Raw genomic sequence first — 14,718 nt, forward strand, 5'->3', positions numbered from 1 at the left:
CTGTGCGAGCCGGTCGCGGCCGATCGGTAGCCGTCGAGGGTCGCGACGACCGTCGACGAGACAGTTTTCCGCCAAAACGCAACAGGCTCCATAGCAGCACAAACTCTTCCGGATCATCAAGAACCCCGACGAGGCCACGCAGACGACGCAAAGGAGCCCACCGGCCACCCGCCGCCGGGCGGCGGCACGGCAGTTGTGGTGCCACCCGTACACCACCAGCGCGGACACGACCGCGCTTCGGATCTCAGCGTCGGCGTGACGGAGGACGGGCAGGGTTCGCGGACTGGGGCGGCTGGTGGCGGTGTGGCTCACGACATCGCGTGGGATGTCGGTTGGAACGTCGTGACCGCCACGGCTTCGGCGTCGGTCTGACGGTGGGACGAGGACGGGCTTCGCGGGCGGGGCTCTTGGGGCGGGGCGGGGTTCGTGGGGCGGGCAGAGCGGCGTGTTGGTGTGTGGCGCACTACATCGGGCGGGATGTCGGTTGGGAGGCCGTGACCGCCCGGCTGCGGCGTCGGCCTGACGGTGGACGCGGCCGGGACCGGGCTCGCGGGACCGGGCTCGCGGGGGACGGGCTCGTGGGGCGGCCTCGCGGGGGGCGGGCTCGCGGGGGGCGGGCTCGCGGGGGCGGCTCGTGCGGGCGGGTGTGGACGGGCGCGGGGCGGCGCTGGGTCATGCGGCTATGACGTTGCGTGGGATGTCGTGTGGAACGCCGTGAGTGCCGTGGCTTCGGCGTCGACCTGGCGGCGGACGGACACGGGCAGCTTCGCGAACGGCTCCCACGACACGACGCCCGCCTTGCTCACCGTCCAGGTGCCGGCGACCTGCCCGTCGACGAGGAACGTGCCGATCGACTGTGGCATCCGGACGTGGAACACCTTCGTGCGGTGCTCCTCGGGCAGGATGAGGGTCCGCCGGGCGTGCGCCAGGAGCGTCGCGTCATAGGTGGGCAGGAACCGCACCGGCGCCGGCGTCTCCGGGTCGGGCAGCGGCAGGTCCGGCAGGTCGACGAGCTCCCTGCCCCGCTCGTCGCGGAAGCGGCGCAGCTCCATGCCGGCGAGGACCTTGGCGATGTCGGCGACGCTGAGCCCGGCCCAGTCGGCGATCTCGGAGCGGTGCGCCGGGCCGAACCCGCCGAGATACCGGCGCACCAGCAGCTCCCGGCCGGCGTCGACGGTGACCTCGGGCGGGCCGACCCAGTCCTCCGCCAGGCCGAACAGGTCGGCGCGGCGGCGGGCCCACGTGCCGGACGGGGGCACGCGGACCATGTCGAGATACATGCCGACGCCGCCGCGGACCTCCGCACCATAGAGCTGGTCCATCTCGGCCCGCTTGACCGGCCGCTCCCGCAGCAGCTCGCGCAGGCTCGCGGCGGCCTCGGCGAGCTCCGTGGGGCCGACGTTGTTGCGGATGACGCGGTGATACCAGTCGCGCCGGGCGTCGCGGATCGCGATCAGCGTCGGCCAGTAGTCGGCCCGGGACACGAGGTGGATGGTGGCGCGCAGAGTGGTCGCCTGGACCACCTCGCGGGCCTCGAGGAGCCTGGTCAGCGACTCGCGCTCGAAGCCCTCGATCCGGGTCCACAACCCGATGTACATGGAAGGCGCATACTGCGCCTGGATGCCGGCCATCCGCTCCAGGACCGTGGCGGGGTCGGCCCGGACCCGGGTGTCGAGGGACTGCCGGGCCAGCAGGGCGCGATTGAGGTCCCGCCACGTCAGTGTCCGCTCCATGCGGACACTCAAGCACAGGGGTACGACAGGAATCAGGCGACGTTGCGCAGGGCCGCCCTGACCAGCTCCATGGTGCGGTCGTAGCTCATGCCCTGCTCGCGCAGGAGCCGGCCGCCGTTGCCACGCTCCTCGCGCAGGACGGCGAGGATGAGGTGCTCGGTGCCGATGTAGTTGTGCTTCATCGACAGCGCGATCCGCAGCGACAGCTCCAGGGCCTTCTTGGCGTCGTTGCCGAAGCGGTTGGGCAGCTTGGTGCGCCGGAAGAGGAAGCCGCCGCGCCTCGGCGGCTCCGCGCGCTCCAGCGCGCCGGGGCCGAACGTCTGCTCGACGCTGGAGCGCACCGCGTCGAGGTCGATGCCGATGGAGCGCAGCGCGGCCGCGTCGTCGGTGCCGGTCACGGCGGCGAGGAGCCCTTCGCGCTCGACCGCGCAGGCGTGCAGCACGTCGGCGGCGATCCCGCCGGCGGTGAACATGGCGAGCACCAGGTGCTCGGTGCCGACCGTGCGGTGGCCGAGGGCGTTGGCCTCCTCGTGTGCGCTCTGCACCGCGGTGCGGGCGCGCTGGGTGAACCGCTCGAACATCACTGCTCTCCCGTCTCTGAAGGGGTCCTGCCGGCGTGCTTCTTGTGCACCGCCTGGCGCGTCACGTCGAGGGCGTCCGCGATCTCCTGCCACGACCAGCCGTGCCGGCGGGCGTTGTCGACCTGGAGGACCTCGAGCGCGTCGGCGAGGCGGCGCAGGGCCACCGCCGCCCGCAGCCCGATCCTGGGATCCGGGCTGGCCGCGGCGTCCGCGAGATCGCCTGCTTCCGTCATGTGTCAACCGTAGTTGACAACTCGGGACGCTGTCAACCGTGGTTGACAACTATCCTCCGGTCATGGACGCGCTGCCGGTCATCGACATCTCCGACCCCGACGCCGCCGCCCCCGGGATCGAGGCGGCCTGCCGCGAGAGCGGCTTCTTCTACGTCGCCGGGCACGGCGTCCCGGCCGCGCTGACCGACCGGCTCGACGCCGCGGCGCGGACCTTCTTCGACCTGCCCGCGCCGGCCAAGACGGAGATCGCGATGGCCCGCGGCGGCCGGGCGTGGCGCGGGTTCTTCCCCGTCGGTGCCGAGCTGACCTCCGGCGTCCCGGACCGCAAGGAGGGGCTGTACTTCGGCACCGAGCTGGGCCCCGACGCCCCGGCCGTGCGCGCCGGGCTGCCGCTGCACGGCGCCAACCTCTTCCCGGCCCAGGTGCCCGACCTGCGTCCGGTGGTCCTGGAGTACCTGTCGCGGATGACCGCGGTGGCGCAGACCGTCCTGCGCGGGATCGCCCTGAGCCTCGGGCTGCCCGCGGGGTACTTCGCGGAGTCGTACACGGCGGACCCGACCGTGCTGTTCCGGATCTTCCACTACCCGCCGTCGGCGCCGGACAGCGACGAGTGGGGCGTCGGCGAGCACACCGACTACGGCCTGCTGACCCTGCTGCTGCAGGACGGCAACGGCGGGCTGCAGGTGCGCACGCCCGGTGGCTGGCTCGACGCGCCGCCGATCCCCGGCACCTTCGTGTGCAACATCGGCGACATGCTCGACCGGATGACCGGCGGCTGGTACCGGTCCACGCCCCACCGGGTCCGCAACCTCAGCGGCAACGAGCGGCTCTCGTTCCCGTTCTTCTTCGACCCCGACTTCAGCCGTCCGGTCCCGCCGCTGCCGGCCACGCTCCACGAGGGCGCCCGGCGTTGGGACGGACAGGACCTCCGGGCGTTCACCGGGACGTACGGGGAATATCTGGTCGCGAAGGTGGGCAAGGTGTTCCCAGAGCTCTTCGCGGAGACCCGTCACCAGGAGGCGCCTCGCATCGGTTAACCCTGCACAGGCACTGTCCGGGGTGCTGGCACGATGACGGGAGCAAACCTGTTCGCGGTGTACCTACCGTTTGAGTCACCACACCGCACCAGGAGGCCCCCGATGACCACGCAGACGCCGGCTCAACTGCAGCCGGGGACCCGCAAGCTCACCAACCTCGACAGCGAGCAGGGCATGCTCGTCCTCCTCGCCGTCATCGTCCTGCTCAGCGTCGTCGGCGTCCTCGTCGTCGGCGGCTGAGCTCCCAGGTGACGCACAGGCAGCGCAGGGTGCAATCACCGGGGCCCCTCATACCGTCTTGGGGGTATGACCTCCGACGCCTCGCTCGAACAGGAGCTGCGGAACGTGTTCCGACGCCACGAGCATCTCGCCGAGGACCTGGGCCTCGACGACCGGCCGGCCGACGCATCGTCGAGCCGGCCTTCGTCGTCGCCCTCGAAGTCCTCGAAGTCGTCTCTGCGCCGTAGCCGCAGGGACCCCCGATGGGCACGCTCGCTGGTGGTGGCGGGCGCGGTCATGATGATGACCGCCGGTGGCGCGTTCGTGGCGAAGGACGCGGTGATCGGCTACGCGACGCGCAACGTCAAGCAGGAGGACCTGATCGTCCCGGCCGCCGAGCAGCAGGGCCGGCACGTCACGATCAGCGGCTCGAAGAACATCCTGCTCATGGGCATCGACCCGCGCCCCGGCCAGGACGAGTCCGAGTCGATCCGCTCCGACTCGATCATCGTCCTGCACATCCCGGCGGGCCACGACTCGGCGTACCTGGTCTCGATCCCGCGCGACACCTGGGTGAAGATCCCCAGGTTCGACAACGGCAGGAAGTCCTACGCGGGCGGCCACGACAAGATCAACGGGGCGTTCGCGGTGGGCGGCCTCGGCACGACGGGCAAGGACCAGCGCAAGTTCGGCGTCACGCTGCTCGCCGACACGATCAAGGCGAACTGGGGCATCACGTTCGACGCCGCGGCGATCATCGACTTCACCGGCTTCCAGAACGTGGTCAAGGTCCTCGGCGGCGTCGACATGTACGTCGACCAGGAGGTGCGGTCCGTCCACATCGGCCACGACGCCAAGGGCAACACCAAGGTCCCGTACATCCAGCGCGACAACGGCCGCGGCGGCACCGACCTCATCGCGATCGCCGGCGTCACCCCGCAGACGTATCACGTCGGCTACCAGCACCTGGAGCCGTGGCAGGCCCTCGACTACGTCCGCCAGCGCGAGACGCTGCCCAACAGCGACTACGACCGGCAGCGCCATCAGCAGCAGTTCATCAAGGCGCTGTTCAAGCAGATCCTGAGTCGTGACGTGCTGACCGACCCGGGCAAGCTCAAGAAGGTCCTCGACGTCATCGGTCAGTCGATGACGATCGACTCCGGCGGGATCGGCCTCGATGACTGGATATTCGCGATGAAGGGCATCACCGGCGACAACCTGCTGACCGTGAAGACCAACAACGGCACGTTCTACTCGTCACCCGAGAACCCTGGCGCCGAGGCCCTCGACCCCACGACCCTGTCCCTGCTGGACTCGATCCGCACCGACACCGTCAAGACCTTCATGACGAACCATACGGACCTTGTCGCCAGCTGAGTCGCCAGCTGAGTCCCCAGCTGAGTCGCCAGCTGACCCCGGAGGGCCGCGGCCGTCCCGGCCGGCTGATCCAGGGCCGCCATCCGGCCGGGAAGGGGTGTTCGCGGCCGGGACGGCCGCGGCCCACGGCCACTACCGGCGGCGGGAGAGGGAGGGCCGTCAAGGCCCGACCGGAGGCTGACGGGAGCGGCGGACCTCCGCCACGACGGACGTGAGCAGGGCTATTCTGCTCTGTCCTGCATCTCCCACAGGTGGTCCAGGACGTGCCAGGCGTAGCGGCGGGCGGCGTAGCGGGACGTCCAGCCGTTGTCGACCAGGGGACCGCCGTCGTGTGCCCGGCCGAGGACGGCGAGCACCTCGTCGTGCACGGCGGCGATCGCGGCGGTGTCGTCGATCGCCGGCTGCGGCAGCTTGAAGCCGATCTTGCGGCCGTAGCCGGCCTCGGCGCCGTAGACGTGGTCGATCATCTTGTCGCGGTCCCGGCCGCCGCCGCGGGGGCCCTTGCGCAGCGACGCCGGCGCGGTCGCGGCGAACCCGGCGAACGCCTCCCACGCGGCGACGAGCAGCTTCTTCTGCCGGGTGGCGACCGCCTTCGTCACGGGCCGGTCGTCCGCCCCGGGGTGGGCGTCGGGGACGCCGAACTGGGTGGCGGAGGTGCCCGGGACGCGCTCGACGACCTTGAACGCCGGGGATGCCGGGAAGCTGTAGCCCGCGGCGGCGGCGATCGGCGCGTACCGCTCGCCGTACTCCGCCAGGGCCTGCAGGGCGTCGTCCTCGGTCTTCGCGAAGCGGCCCCAGCCCGGCCAGTCCAGGCTCGCCGCGAACACCTTCTTGTCCGTCACTTCGAGATACACGTCGGCCATGTCTGTGACCTTAAGCCGCTTTCCTCGGCGCCGCAGAGGTGCCTGCATACCATGGGTCACATGCCTGAGCTTGTGAGTTATCTGCGTGAAGCACTCCTCGCCGGCGATGTCGAGACCACCCGGGCCTCCAACCATGGCAACGCCGCGGCGTTCGCCGACGGTGCCGAGGGATACCTGTTCGGCCTGGCGCCGCTGAAGACCTGGACCCTCGCTCAGGTGCTGGCCGTGATGGCGGAGCGGGTCGGCATCGACCCCGACCCGGAGCGGTCGTCGGGGACGGACGTCATCGACCCGTACAAGACCGTGGCGGCCCTGGACCGGATGCGCGAGCGGCTGCGGGTCGCGGCGCGCCGCAAGGAGCGGGTCCTGGTGGCGTCCGGCCACCCGGCCGGGATCGTCGAGATCCACTTCGCCGTCGCCGCCGCCCTGCGCGCGGCCGGGTGCGAGATCCTGAGCCCGGCGGCCGGGGTGCCGTTCGCCAGGCCGGGCCGCTACGACGGGCGTGAGTTCCCGCTCGCCGTGCGTTACCTGGGCGGGGTCGCGATGGGCGCCGAGCGGGGCATCGCGATGTGGCACACGCACTCGCCGGACGGGATGCGGGCGATGCTCGACGAGCTCGAGTCCACCGGGGTGCCGATGCCGGACCTGGTCTTCGCCGACCACGGGTTCGCCGGCGCCGCGGCCGCCGCGGGTCTGGACGTGGTGTCCTTCGCCGACAGCAACGACCCGGCGCTCTTCGTCGGCGAGGCCGAGGGCCGGGTCTCGGTGACGGTGCCGATCGACGACAACGTCCAGCCGCACCTGTACCGGCCGATCAGCGCATACCTTCTCGAAGGGATAGCCGCTTAGTGATATGACACGGGTGCTATGGGGCAATTTGGACCTCTAGCCTTGTGAGCCTCCCCGTCCGATGAAAGCATCGGTCGCGGCCGATATTCATCGGCTCCGATACAGGGGAGGCTCACGTGAGGCTCACAAGGTCCACACTCCGTCGCGCCGTGGTCATCGCCGCCGGCACCGCTCTCGTCGCAGGCTCGTTCCTCACGCCGTCACCGGCCCAGGCCGCGCCGATCGGCAGCACCGACGCGCTCGTCGAGCGGCTCGGGCTCAACTCCGCGGGGTCCTACTGGGACGCCCAGCTCGGCAAGATGGTCGTCACCGTCACCGACGCGAACACCGCCAAGAGCGTCGAGTCGACCGGTGCCGTGGCCCGCAAGGTCAAGCACAGCGGCGCCGAGCTGGCCCGCGTCACCTCGACGCTCGCCGCCAAGGCCTCCGTCCCGGGCACCGCCTGGGCCGTCGACCCGATCGCCAACCAGGTCGTCGTCTCCATCGACCCGACCGTCGCGCCCGAGCACGTCAAGACCCTCGAGGCGACCGTCGCGTCGTTCGGCAGCGCCGCGAAGATCGAGCGGCTGTCCGGCGCGTTGCAGCCGACGATCTCCGGCGGCCAGGCGATCTACGCCGGTGGCTCCCGGTGCTCGCTCGGCTTCAACGTGGTCAGCGGCAGCACGTACTACTTCCTGACCGCGGGACACTGCACGAACATCGGCTCCACCTGGACGACCAGCGGCGGCTCGGTCCTCGGCACCCGGACCGGCACGAGCTTCCCCGGTAACGACTACGGCATCGTGCGCTACGCCGCGGGCGTCGCGCACCCCGGCAACGTGTCGCTGTACAACGGCTCGTTCCAGGAGATCACGGCCGCGGGCAACGCGACCGTCGGCCAGGCGGTCCGCCGCAGCGGCTCCACCACCGGCGTGCGCAGCGGCTCGGTCACCCAGACCGGCGCGACCGTCACCTACTCGCAGGGCCAGGTCACCGGCCTGATCCGCACCACCGTCTGCGCCGAGCCCGGCGACAGCGGCGGCTCGCTCTTCGCGGGCACGATCGCGCTGGGCCTGACCTCCGGCGGCAGCGGCAACTGCAGCAGCGGCGGCGTCACGTACTTCCAGCCGGTCACCGAGCCGCTGGGCGTCTACGGCGTCAGCATCTACTAGACGCATCTGCCAGGCACCACCCCCCACCTGTGCCACCCGTCGTGACGCGGCGGGTGGCACAGTGGTGCGCATGCGGGTGGGCATCCTCGGGCCGTTGACGGTCGACGTCGCCGGGCGGCCGGTCGACGTCGGCGGCGCCCGGCTCAGGACGCTGCTGATCCGGCTCGCCTGCGAGCCCGGCCGGCTGGTGCCCGTGGAGCGGATCGCCGCCACGCTGTGGCCGGACGCGACCCCCACCGACCCGGCGAACGCCGTGCAGTCCCTGGTGTCGCGGCTGCGCAAGACCCTCGACGGGGACCCGGCACTGGTGTCCGGCACCGGTGGGTACCTCCTCGACATCCCCGCCGACGACGTCGACGCGCACCGCTTCGAACGGCTCGCCACCGCCGGGGCGAGGGCGCTGCGGGACGGCGACCGGGCCCGCGCCGCGACCCTGCTCGCCGACGCCCTGGACCTGTGGCGCGGCCCGCCGGCCGTCGGCGACGCGCTCGCCGCCCGCTGGCAGGAGCTGCGGCTGGCCGCGATCGAGGACCACGTCGAGGCCGCCGGGCCGCGCGCACCCGGCCTGGTGGCGCGGCTGCTGGAGCTCACCGCCGCCCACCCGCTGCGGGAGCGGCTCGCCGCGCACCTCATCGACGCCCTGCACGCCGAGGGCCGCCGCGCCGAGGCCCTCGCGGCGTTCGAGGAGTGCCGGCACCGCCTCGCCGAGGAGCTCGGCGTCGACCCGTCGCCGCAGCTGCGCCGGGCGCACCTGCGGGCCCTCACCGACCGGCCCGCCGAGATCCTGCGGACCCCGCTGACCAGCTTCGTCGGCCGCGACGACGACGTCGAGCGGCTCGGCACGCAGATCCTCGACCGGCGCCTCGTCACGCTCGTCGGTCCCGGCGGCGCCGGCAAGACCCGCCTCGCCACGACGGTGGCCGCCACCGATCCGCACGCCGTCTGGCTGGTCGAGCTCGCCCCCGTCGCCGAGGCCGCCGACGTGCCCGCCGCCGTCCTGCGCGCCCTCGACACCGGTGGGCAGCTGGAGTCGCCGCAGCGGACCCGCCGCGTCGACGTCACCGGCCGGATCGCGGAGCTGCTCGCCCCCGTCGACGGGCTGCTCGTCCTCGACAACTGCGAGCACGTCGTGGCGGCCGCCGCGGCGCTCAGCGAGGACCTGCTGGGCCGCTGCCCGAAGCTGCGCGTCCTGGCGACCAGCCGGGAGCCGCTCGGCATCCTCGGCGAGACCCTCTTCCCCGTCGGCCCGCTCGCGCCGGAGCCCGCGGTGCGGCTGCTGGCGGACCGGGCCGAGGCGGTGCGGCCCGGCTTCGCGGTGACCCCCGCCGCGGCCGAGATCTGCCGCCGGCTCGACGGGCTGCCCCTGGCGATCGAGCTGGCCGCGGCCCGGCTGCGCTCGTTCACCGCCGAGCAGCTCGTGGCCCGCCTCGACGACCGCTTCCGGCTGCTGACCGGCGGCAGCCGCACCGCGCTGCCCCGCCACCGGACGCTGCACGCGGTGGTCGCCTGGAGCTGGGACCTGCTCGAGGAGCGCGATGGCGACTTCGGCGCCGCCATCGCGGTGTTCCCCGGTGCGTTCGACGCCGACGCGGCGGCGGCGGTCGCGGGTGTACCGGATGCGCAGCCCCTCCTGGACCAGCTCGTGGACCGGTCGCTGCTGCAGATGGTCGCCGGTGACACGGTCAGGTACCGGATGCTGGAGACGATCCGCGAGTTCGCCCTGGAGGAGCTCATCCGGGCTGGCCGGGCCGAGGGGGCCAGGTCCGCGCACGCCGCGCACTTCCTGGCCCTCGCCGAGCGGGCCGAGCCGCACCTGCGCACCGGCGCGCAGGTCGACTGGCTGGCCCGCCTGCGCCCCGAGCGGGCGAACCTGCACGCCGCCGTCACGCACGCCTGCGACAGCGGCGACACCGTCACCGCGTTCCGGCTCGGCGCCGCCTGCGCCTGGTTCTGGACGTTCGAGGACAACCACGCGGAGGCCGCCGGGCTGCTCGGGCGGATCCTCGCCGTCCCCGGCGACGTGCCCCTGGGGCTGCGCACCGTCGTCATGGCGGTGTACGTCATCAACTGCGGCTTCGCCGGGGACTTCCAGTTCGCCGACGGTCTGCTCGACGAGGTCCTGGACCTGTCCCGGCGGGTCCCGGCCGCCGGCGCCCACCCGTTCGTCGCGCTGGTCGAGCCGGTCGTGATGATGTTCCGCGACGACAGCGCCCACGGCGCCCCCGCGATCGAGCGCCGCCTCGCCGAGCCCCTCGACGCCTGGTCGCGGGGGATGCTGCTGGCGATCCTCGGTTACCTGCGGGAGAACGACGGCGACCTGGCCGGCATGCTCGCCGCGCAGGAGGCGGCCGCGGTCGCGTTCCGCGAGGTGGGGGAGCGGTGGGGACTGTCGATGACGCTCGCCTCGATCGCCGACGCGCGGGCCCGCCGCGGCGACTTCGCCACGGCCGCCGCGCTGTTCGCCGAGTCGATCGAGCTGCACCACCAGCTCGGCGTGCACACCAGCGAGGCGTACCAGCGGATCCGGCTCGCCTCGGTGCGCCGGCACACGGACGGCGTCGCGGCCGCCCGCGCCGAGCTGCTCCGCTTCGCCGAGGACCCGGCGGCGCTGCCCCGCGACGTGTCGCACGCGATGCTGGAGCTCGGCCAGCTGGCCCGCCACGACGGCGACCTCGCGGAGGCCGGACGCCGCTACGCGGAGGCGTGGCGGGGGCAGGCCAGTTCGCCGCTGGTCGCGCCGCAGTACCGGGCGATCATCATGGTCGCCATGGCGCAGCTGGACCTGCGGCGCGGCGACCCGGCGTCGGCCGGCGACCGCCTCGCCGAGGCGCTGCGGATCGCGTTGCCGGTGCGGGACATGCCGGTCGTGGCGCAGATCGCGGTCGGCGCGGCGGCGCTGTCCGCCGCGCTCGGCGACCCGGTGACCGCGGCCTCGCTGCTCGGGGTGGCCCGCCGGCTGGCCGGCGGGGACGACCTGTCCAACGCGGACCTCGTCGCGCAGTCCGCGGCGCTGCGTGACGCGCTCGGCCCGCCGGGCTTCGACGACGCCGTGCGCCGCGGCGCGGCCCTGGACCGTGCCGCGGCGCTGGAGCTCATCTCACGCTTTGCGGCGGTAGGCGCGGACGGCGAGCGGCGCGAAGACCGCCAGGATGCCCAGTGACCACAGGACGGTCTTGACGACCGCGTCGAGGACCGGGCCGCCGACCATCAGCCCGCGGGCGGCCTGCATCGCGTCGGCGACCGGGTTGACCTTGACCCACGCCTGCAGCCAGCCGGGCAGCGTGTCCGTCGGGACGAGCACGTTGGTGCCGAACGTCAGCGGGAACATGATCACGAAGCCGAGGCCCTGGACCGCGCCGGGCTCCCTGACCAGCATGCCGAGCAGCACGAACATCCAGCTGAAGCTGAACGCCAGGAACATCACCAGCAGGCACGCCGCGAGGACCGCGAGCGGGTTCGTGCCGAAGCGGAAGCCGAGGACGTATCCGAAGCCGAGCATCACCACGATCGACACCACGAACCGGATCATGTCGCCGAGGACGCCACCGATGAGCGGCGCGGACCGGCCGATCGGCAGGCTGCGGAAGCGGTCGAAGACGCCGGTCTTGATGTCGGTGTTGAGGCTGACCCCGGTCGGCGCCGACGCGAAGAGCACGTTCTGCACCAGCAGCGCCGGCAGCAGGAACTGCAGGTAGTCGTGGCGGGAGCCGGCGATGGCGCCGCCCAGCAGGTACACGAACAGGACGATGAAGATGATCGGCTGCAGCGTCACGTCCAGCAGCTGCTCCGGGGTGCGCATCGTCTTGATCAGGCTCCGCCGGGCCATCACCAGGCTGTGCCTGACCAGCCCGAACGGGCGTCCCGGGACGGCGGCGGTCAATGTGGTCACGCGGCCACCTCCTGTTTGCGGCTCCCGCCGCGGGTGAGGGTGAAGAAGACCTCGTCGAGGCTCGGCAGGTGCAGCGACAGCTCGATCACGTCGATGCCCTGTTGTTCGAGGCTGCGCACGACGGCGCCGAGGGCCTTCGCGTCGTCGACGGGCACTGACAGCACCCCACGTCCTCGCGACTCGACGCTTTTACCGGTCAGGTTCGTGAGGATGGTCTCGACGGCGCTCAGGTCCGCCGGGTCGGCCGGGCGCACGCTGATGGTCTGGCCGCCGACGATGTGCTTGAGCTGGGCCGGCGTGCCGTGCGCGATCACCTTGCCGTGGTCGATCACGGAGATCTCGTCGGCGAGCGCGTCGGCCTCCTCCAGGTACTGCGTGGTGAGCAGCACCGTGGTGCCCTCCCGCACCTGTGCCCGGACCATGTTCCAGACGTCCTCGCGTTTCGCCGGGTCGAGGCCGGTGGTCGGCTCGTCGAGGTAGACGATCGCGGGCCGCCCCACCAGGCTCGCGGCCAGGTCGAGGCGGCGCCGCATGCCGCCGGAGTAGGTCTTGACCAGCCGGTCGGCGGCCTCGCTGAGGTCGAACTCGGCGAGCAGGTGCGCCGCCCGGCTCCTGGCGTCGCGTCGGCGCAGGTCGAGCAGCTGGCCGATGAGGACCAGGTTCTCGGTCCCGGTCAGGTCCTCGTCGACGGAGGCGAACTGGCCGGTCAGCCCGCTGATGCGGCGGACCTCGGCCGGGCGTTTGACGACGTCGTGGCCGCCGACGACCGCGGTGCCCGCGTCGGGGCGCAGCAGGGTGGCGAGGATCCGCACGGCGGTGGTCTTGCCGGCGCCGTTGGGCCCGAGGACCCCGAGCACGGTGCCCGGCTCGGCGGCGAGGTCCACGCCCGCCAGGGCGGTGGTCGTGCCGAAGCGCTTGACCAGGCCCGTGGCCTGGAAAGCGAAGCTCATGGTTGCGTTCCCCCTTTGGTGTGTCCTCCGTCAGGGTGCCGGAAACCTCTGTCATTTCGCGCACATCCGTCTGTCTCCGTCGCACACGACGATCAAGTGTGGTAGTAATTCCTACTAAGTAGATGCGAATACTGGAGAATCTGCGATGACTGTCTCGACCCGGACGGACCTGCTCTCCGTCGCCCGCTGGCACGCCGAGGACCCGGCCACGTGGCCGTTCGAGCCCCGCTACGATCCGCGCACGCGGTGGTACGGCAAGCTGCACACCGCCGACGACCACGAGGTGTGGCTGCTCACCTGGCTGCCCGGCCAGGCCACCGACCTGCACGACCACGGCGGCTCGGCCGGCGCCTTCACCGTCGTGTCCGGCGAGATCGTCGAGCAGACCGTGCGGGACGGCTCGCTGCTCGACACGACGATGACCGCGGGGGCCGGCCGCCGCTTCGGCGCCCACCACGTGCACCGGGTCGTCAACACCGGCACCCGCCCGGCGATCACCGTCCACGCGTACAGCCCCGCGCTGACCGTCATGACCCGCTACCGGCTGCACGAGGGGCGCCTGTCCGTGGAGTCCATCCAGCAGGCGGGAGCGGACTGGTGAGCGGCCGTTCGATCGACGAGATCCTGGCCTCGGCGCGGGAGCGGCTGACCCGGGTGACCCCCGCCGAGGTCCCGGACGGCGCGGTCCTCGTGGACATCCGCCCCGCCGCGCAGCGGGCCGCCGAGGGGGAGATCCCCGGCGCGCTGATCGTCGAGCGCAACGTCCTGGAGTGGCGCTTCGACCCCCGCAGCGATGCGCGGCTGCCCATCGCCGACCGCTACGACCTGCCCGTCGTCGTCTTCTGCTCCGAGGGCTACACGTCCTCGCTCGCCGCCGCCGCGCTGCAGGACCTGGGCCTGCACCTCGCGACCGACCTGACCGGCGGCTTCCAGGCGTGGAAGCGGGCGGGCCTGCCGATCGCCGGCGCGGTGGCAAACTAGGGGCGTGAAGCTGAAGCTGGACCTGCATGACATCTTCAACCGCAGGGGCGACATCGACCGCGCGTTGAAGTCGATCATCGACGAGGCGGTGGCCAAGCGGGCCACTCTCGTGGAGATCATCCCGGGGAAGGGCTCGGGGGCGCTGAAGAAGCGGGTCCTGCGCTTCCTCGACCAGCGGGAGATCAAGGCCCTCTACCACCGGGTCGAGAAGGACTCCGACAACTTCGGGCGGCTCTTCGTGCACTTCCGGTGGAACGAGTCGACCGGTCGCGGGCGGCGCTAGAGCTTGATGTCGAGGGCGACCACGTTCGTGCCGTCCGGGCGGGTGCTCTCCCCGGTGCGGATCGTCGTGGTGCCCTGGACGCCGAGGCCGTAGCTGACGTAGCCCTCGTAGTCGCCGGTCCGCTCGTACGCCAGCAGGCGACGGTAGCCGACGTCGTGCCTGCCCGCGGTGGTGTGGCTGCCCGCCGGGGTGAACACGACGCTCAGCAGCGTCGCGCCCGGCAGGTCGACCGGCTCTCCGGAGCCGTCCCGGACGACGTTCCGCACGATCCGCACGGTGTACGACGGCAGCGGTCCCCTGAAGGCGAACGTGATCCTCTCGTAGCCTTCGGCGGCGTGGTCACCGGTGCGGACCTCGACCAGGATCGGGACCGGGGGGACGGCCGGGTCGTGCCTGACGCTGATGTCCGTCGTCCAGCGGTCCTCTGTGCCGGTGGTCCGGCTGGGGCTGGTGCCGGTCGTCGGTGGCGGGCCGGAGCTTCTGCCGGCTTTTGTCGCGGTGGCTTCGGGTGTGCAGGCGGCGAGCAGGACAACGAGGGCGAGTGGCAGCAGTCGGGTCATGCGCTATCGACG

General features: G+C 72.3%; 16 protein-coding genes. 9 read left to right on the forward strand and 7 right to left on the reverse strand.

Annotated features, from left to right (window positions below; translation table 11 throughout):
- Positions 1 to 680: 680 nt before the first annotated feature.
- The 3 genes from ABZS58_RS17910 to ABZS58_RS17920 are packed head-to-tail and all read right to left on the reverse strand — an operon-like array spanning position 681 to position 2,547.
- Entirely contained in the window at positions 681 to 1,733 is a 1,053-nt protein-coding gene (locus ABZS58_RS17910; protein WP_354782671.1) for a winged helix DNA-binding domain-containing protein, read from the reverse strand.
- A 32-nt stretch (positions 1,734 to 1,765) separates the two neighbouring features.
- Entirely contained in the window at positions 1,766 to 2,314 is a 549-nt protein-coding gene (locus tag ABZS58_RS17915; RefSeq protein ID WP_354782673.1) for a Clp protease N-terminal domain-containing protein, read from the reverse strand.
- Positions 2,314 to 2,547: a helix-turn-helix domain-containing protein gene (locus ABZS58_RS17920; protein ID WP_354782675.1), complete on the reverse strand. Its 234-nt coding sequence runs from the start codon at positions 2,545 to 2,547 to the stop codon at positions 2,314 to 2,316. The genes ABZS58_RS17915 and ABZS58_RS17920 overlap by 1 nt, the downstream gene beginning before the upstream one ends.
- 62 nt (positions 2,548 to 2,609) lie before the next feature.
- Between ABZS58_RS17920 and ABZS58_RS17925 the strand changes: the two genes are divergently transcribed.
- The 3 genes from ABZS58_RS17925 (at position 2,610) to ABZS58_RS17935 (ending at position 5,180) form a co-directional block, all read left to right on the forward strand.
- A complete protein-coding gene (locus ABZS58_RS17925; RefSeq protein WP_354782677.1) occupies positions 2,610 to 3,584 on the forward strand; it encodes a 2OG-Fe(II) oxygenase family protein in 975 nt (324 codons plus the stop codon).
- Positions 3,585 to 3,686: 102 nt separating this feature from the next.
- On the forward strand, positions 3,687 to 3,824 hold the full coding sequence (locus tag ABZS58_RS17930) for a hypothetical protein (RefSeq protein ID WP_354782679.1): 138 nt from the start codon (positions 3,687 to 3,689) through the stop codon (positions 3,822 to 3,824).
- Between the two features lie 66 nt (positions 3,825 to 3,890).
- The gene (locus ABZS58_RS17935; RefSeq protein WP_354782681.1) at positions 3,891 to 5,180 is read left to right on the forward strand and encodes an LCP family protein; all 1,290 of its coding nucleotides are present in this window, start codon (positions 3,891 to 3,893) and stop codon (positions 5,178 to 5,180) included.
- A 221-nt stretch (positions 5,181 to 5,401) separates the two neighbouring features.
- Here ABZS58_RS17935 and ABZS58_RS17940 read toward each other — a convergent pair whose 3' ends face one another.
- A complete protein-coding gene (locus ABZS58_RS17940) occupies positions 5,402 to 6,043 on the reverse strand; it encodes a hypothetical protein (protein ID WP_354782683.1) in 642 nt (213 codons plus the stop codon).
- 60 nt (positions 6,044 to 6,103) lie between these two features.
- On the opposite strand from ABZS58_RS17940, the gene ABZS58_RS17945 reads away from it, so the two are divergent.
- From ABZS58_RS17945 to ABZS58_RS17955, 3 genes are all read left to right on the forward strand, one after another.
- Positions 6,104 to 6,892 (forward strand): phosphatase, encoded by a 789-nt coding sequence (locus ABZS58_RS17945; protein ID WP_354782685.1) that lies wholly within the window; start codon positions 6,104 to 6,106, stop codon positions 6,890 to 6,892.
- Between the two features lie 116 nt (positions 6,893 to 7,008).
- The gene (locus ABZS58_RS17950) at positions 7,009 to 8,043 is read left to right on the forward strand and encodes a S1 family peptidase (RefSeq protein ID WP_354782687.1); all 1,035 of its coding nucleotides are present in this window, start codon (positions 7,009 to 7,011) and stop codon (positions 8,041 to 8,043) included.
- 70 nt (positions 8,044 to 8,113) lie between these two features.
- Complete coding sequence (locus ABZS58_RS17955) at positions 8,114 to 11,203, forward strand: BTAD domain-containing putative transcriptional regulator (protein WP_354782689.1); 3,090 nt, start codon at positions 8,114 to 8,116, stop codon at positions 11,201 to 11,203.
- Here ABZS58_RS17955 and ABZS58_RS17960 read toward each other — a convergent pair.
- The gene (locus tag ABZS58_RS17960) at positions 11,141 to 11,932 is read right to left on the reverse strand and encodes an ABC transporter permease (protein ID WP_354782691.1); all 792 of its coding nucleotides are present in this window, start codon (positions 11,930 to 11,932) and stop codon (positions 11,141 to 11,143) included. The genes ABZS58_RS17955 and ABZS58_RS17960 overlap by 63 nt on opposite strands.
- The gene (locus ABZS58_RS17965) at positions 11,929 to 12,882 is read right to left on the reverse strand and encodes an ATP-binding cassette domain-containing protein (RefSeq protein WP_354782693.1); all 954 of its coding nucleotides are present in this window, start codon (positions 12,880 to 12,882) and stop codon (positions 11,929 to 11,931) included. The genes ABZS58_RS17960 and ABZS58_RS17965 overlap by 4 nt, the downstream gene beginning before the upstream one ends.
- Before the next feature lie 145 nt (positions 12,883 to 13,027).
- On the opposite strand from ABZS58_RS17965, the gene ABZS58_RS17970 reads away from it, so the two are divergent.
- From ABZS58_RS17970 to ABZS58_RS17980, 3 genes are read left to right on the forward strand one after another with little or no spacing between them, the layout of a single operon-like run.
- Positions 13,028 to 13,483, forward strand: coding sequence for a cysteine dioxygenase family protein (locus ABZS58_RS17970; protein WP_354782695.1), 456 nt, complete (start codon positions 13,028 to 13,030; stop codon positions 13,481 to 13,483).
- On the forward strand, positions 13,480 to 13,863 hold the full coding sequence (locus ABZS58_RS17975) for a rhodanese-like domain-containing protein (RefSeq protein WP_354782697.1): 384 nt from the start codon (positions 13,480 to 13,482) through the stop codon (positions 13,861 to 13,863). The genes ABZS58_RS17970 and ABZS58_RS17975 overlap by 4 nt, the downstream gene beginning before the upstream one ends.
- Positions 13,864 to 13,867: 4 nt before the next feature.
- Complete coding sequence (locus ABZS58_RS17980) at positions 13,868 to 14,146, forward strand: Smr/MutS family protein (protein WP_354782699.1); 279 nt, start codon at positions 13,868 to 13,870, stop codon at positions 14,144 to 14,146.
- On the opposite strand, the gene ABZS58_RS17985 is transcribed toward ABZS58_RS17980, so the two are convergent.
- A complete protein-coding gene (locus ABZS58_RS17985; protein WP_354782701.1) occupies positions 14,143 to 14,706 on the reverse strand; it encodes a hypothetical protein in 564 nt (187 codons plus the stop codon). The genes ABZS58_RS17980 and ABZS58_RS17985 overlap by 4 nt on opposite strands.
- Positions 14,707 to 14,718: the final 12 nt, after the last annotated feature.

It is taken from the genome of Dactylosporangium sp. NPDC005555, assembly GCF_040605635.1.
Lineage (GTDB): Bacteria > Actinomycetota > Actinomycetes > Mycobacteriales > Micromonosporaceae > Dactylosporangium.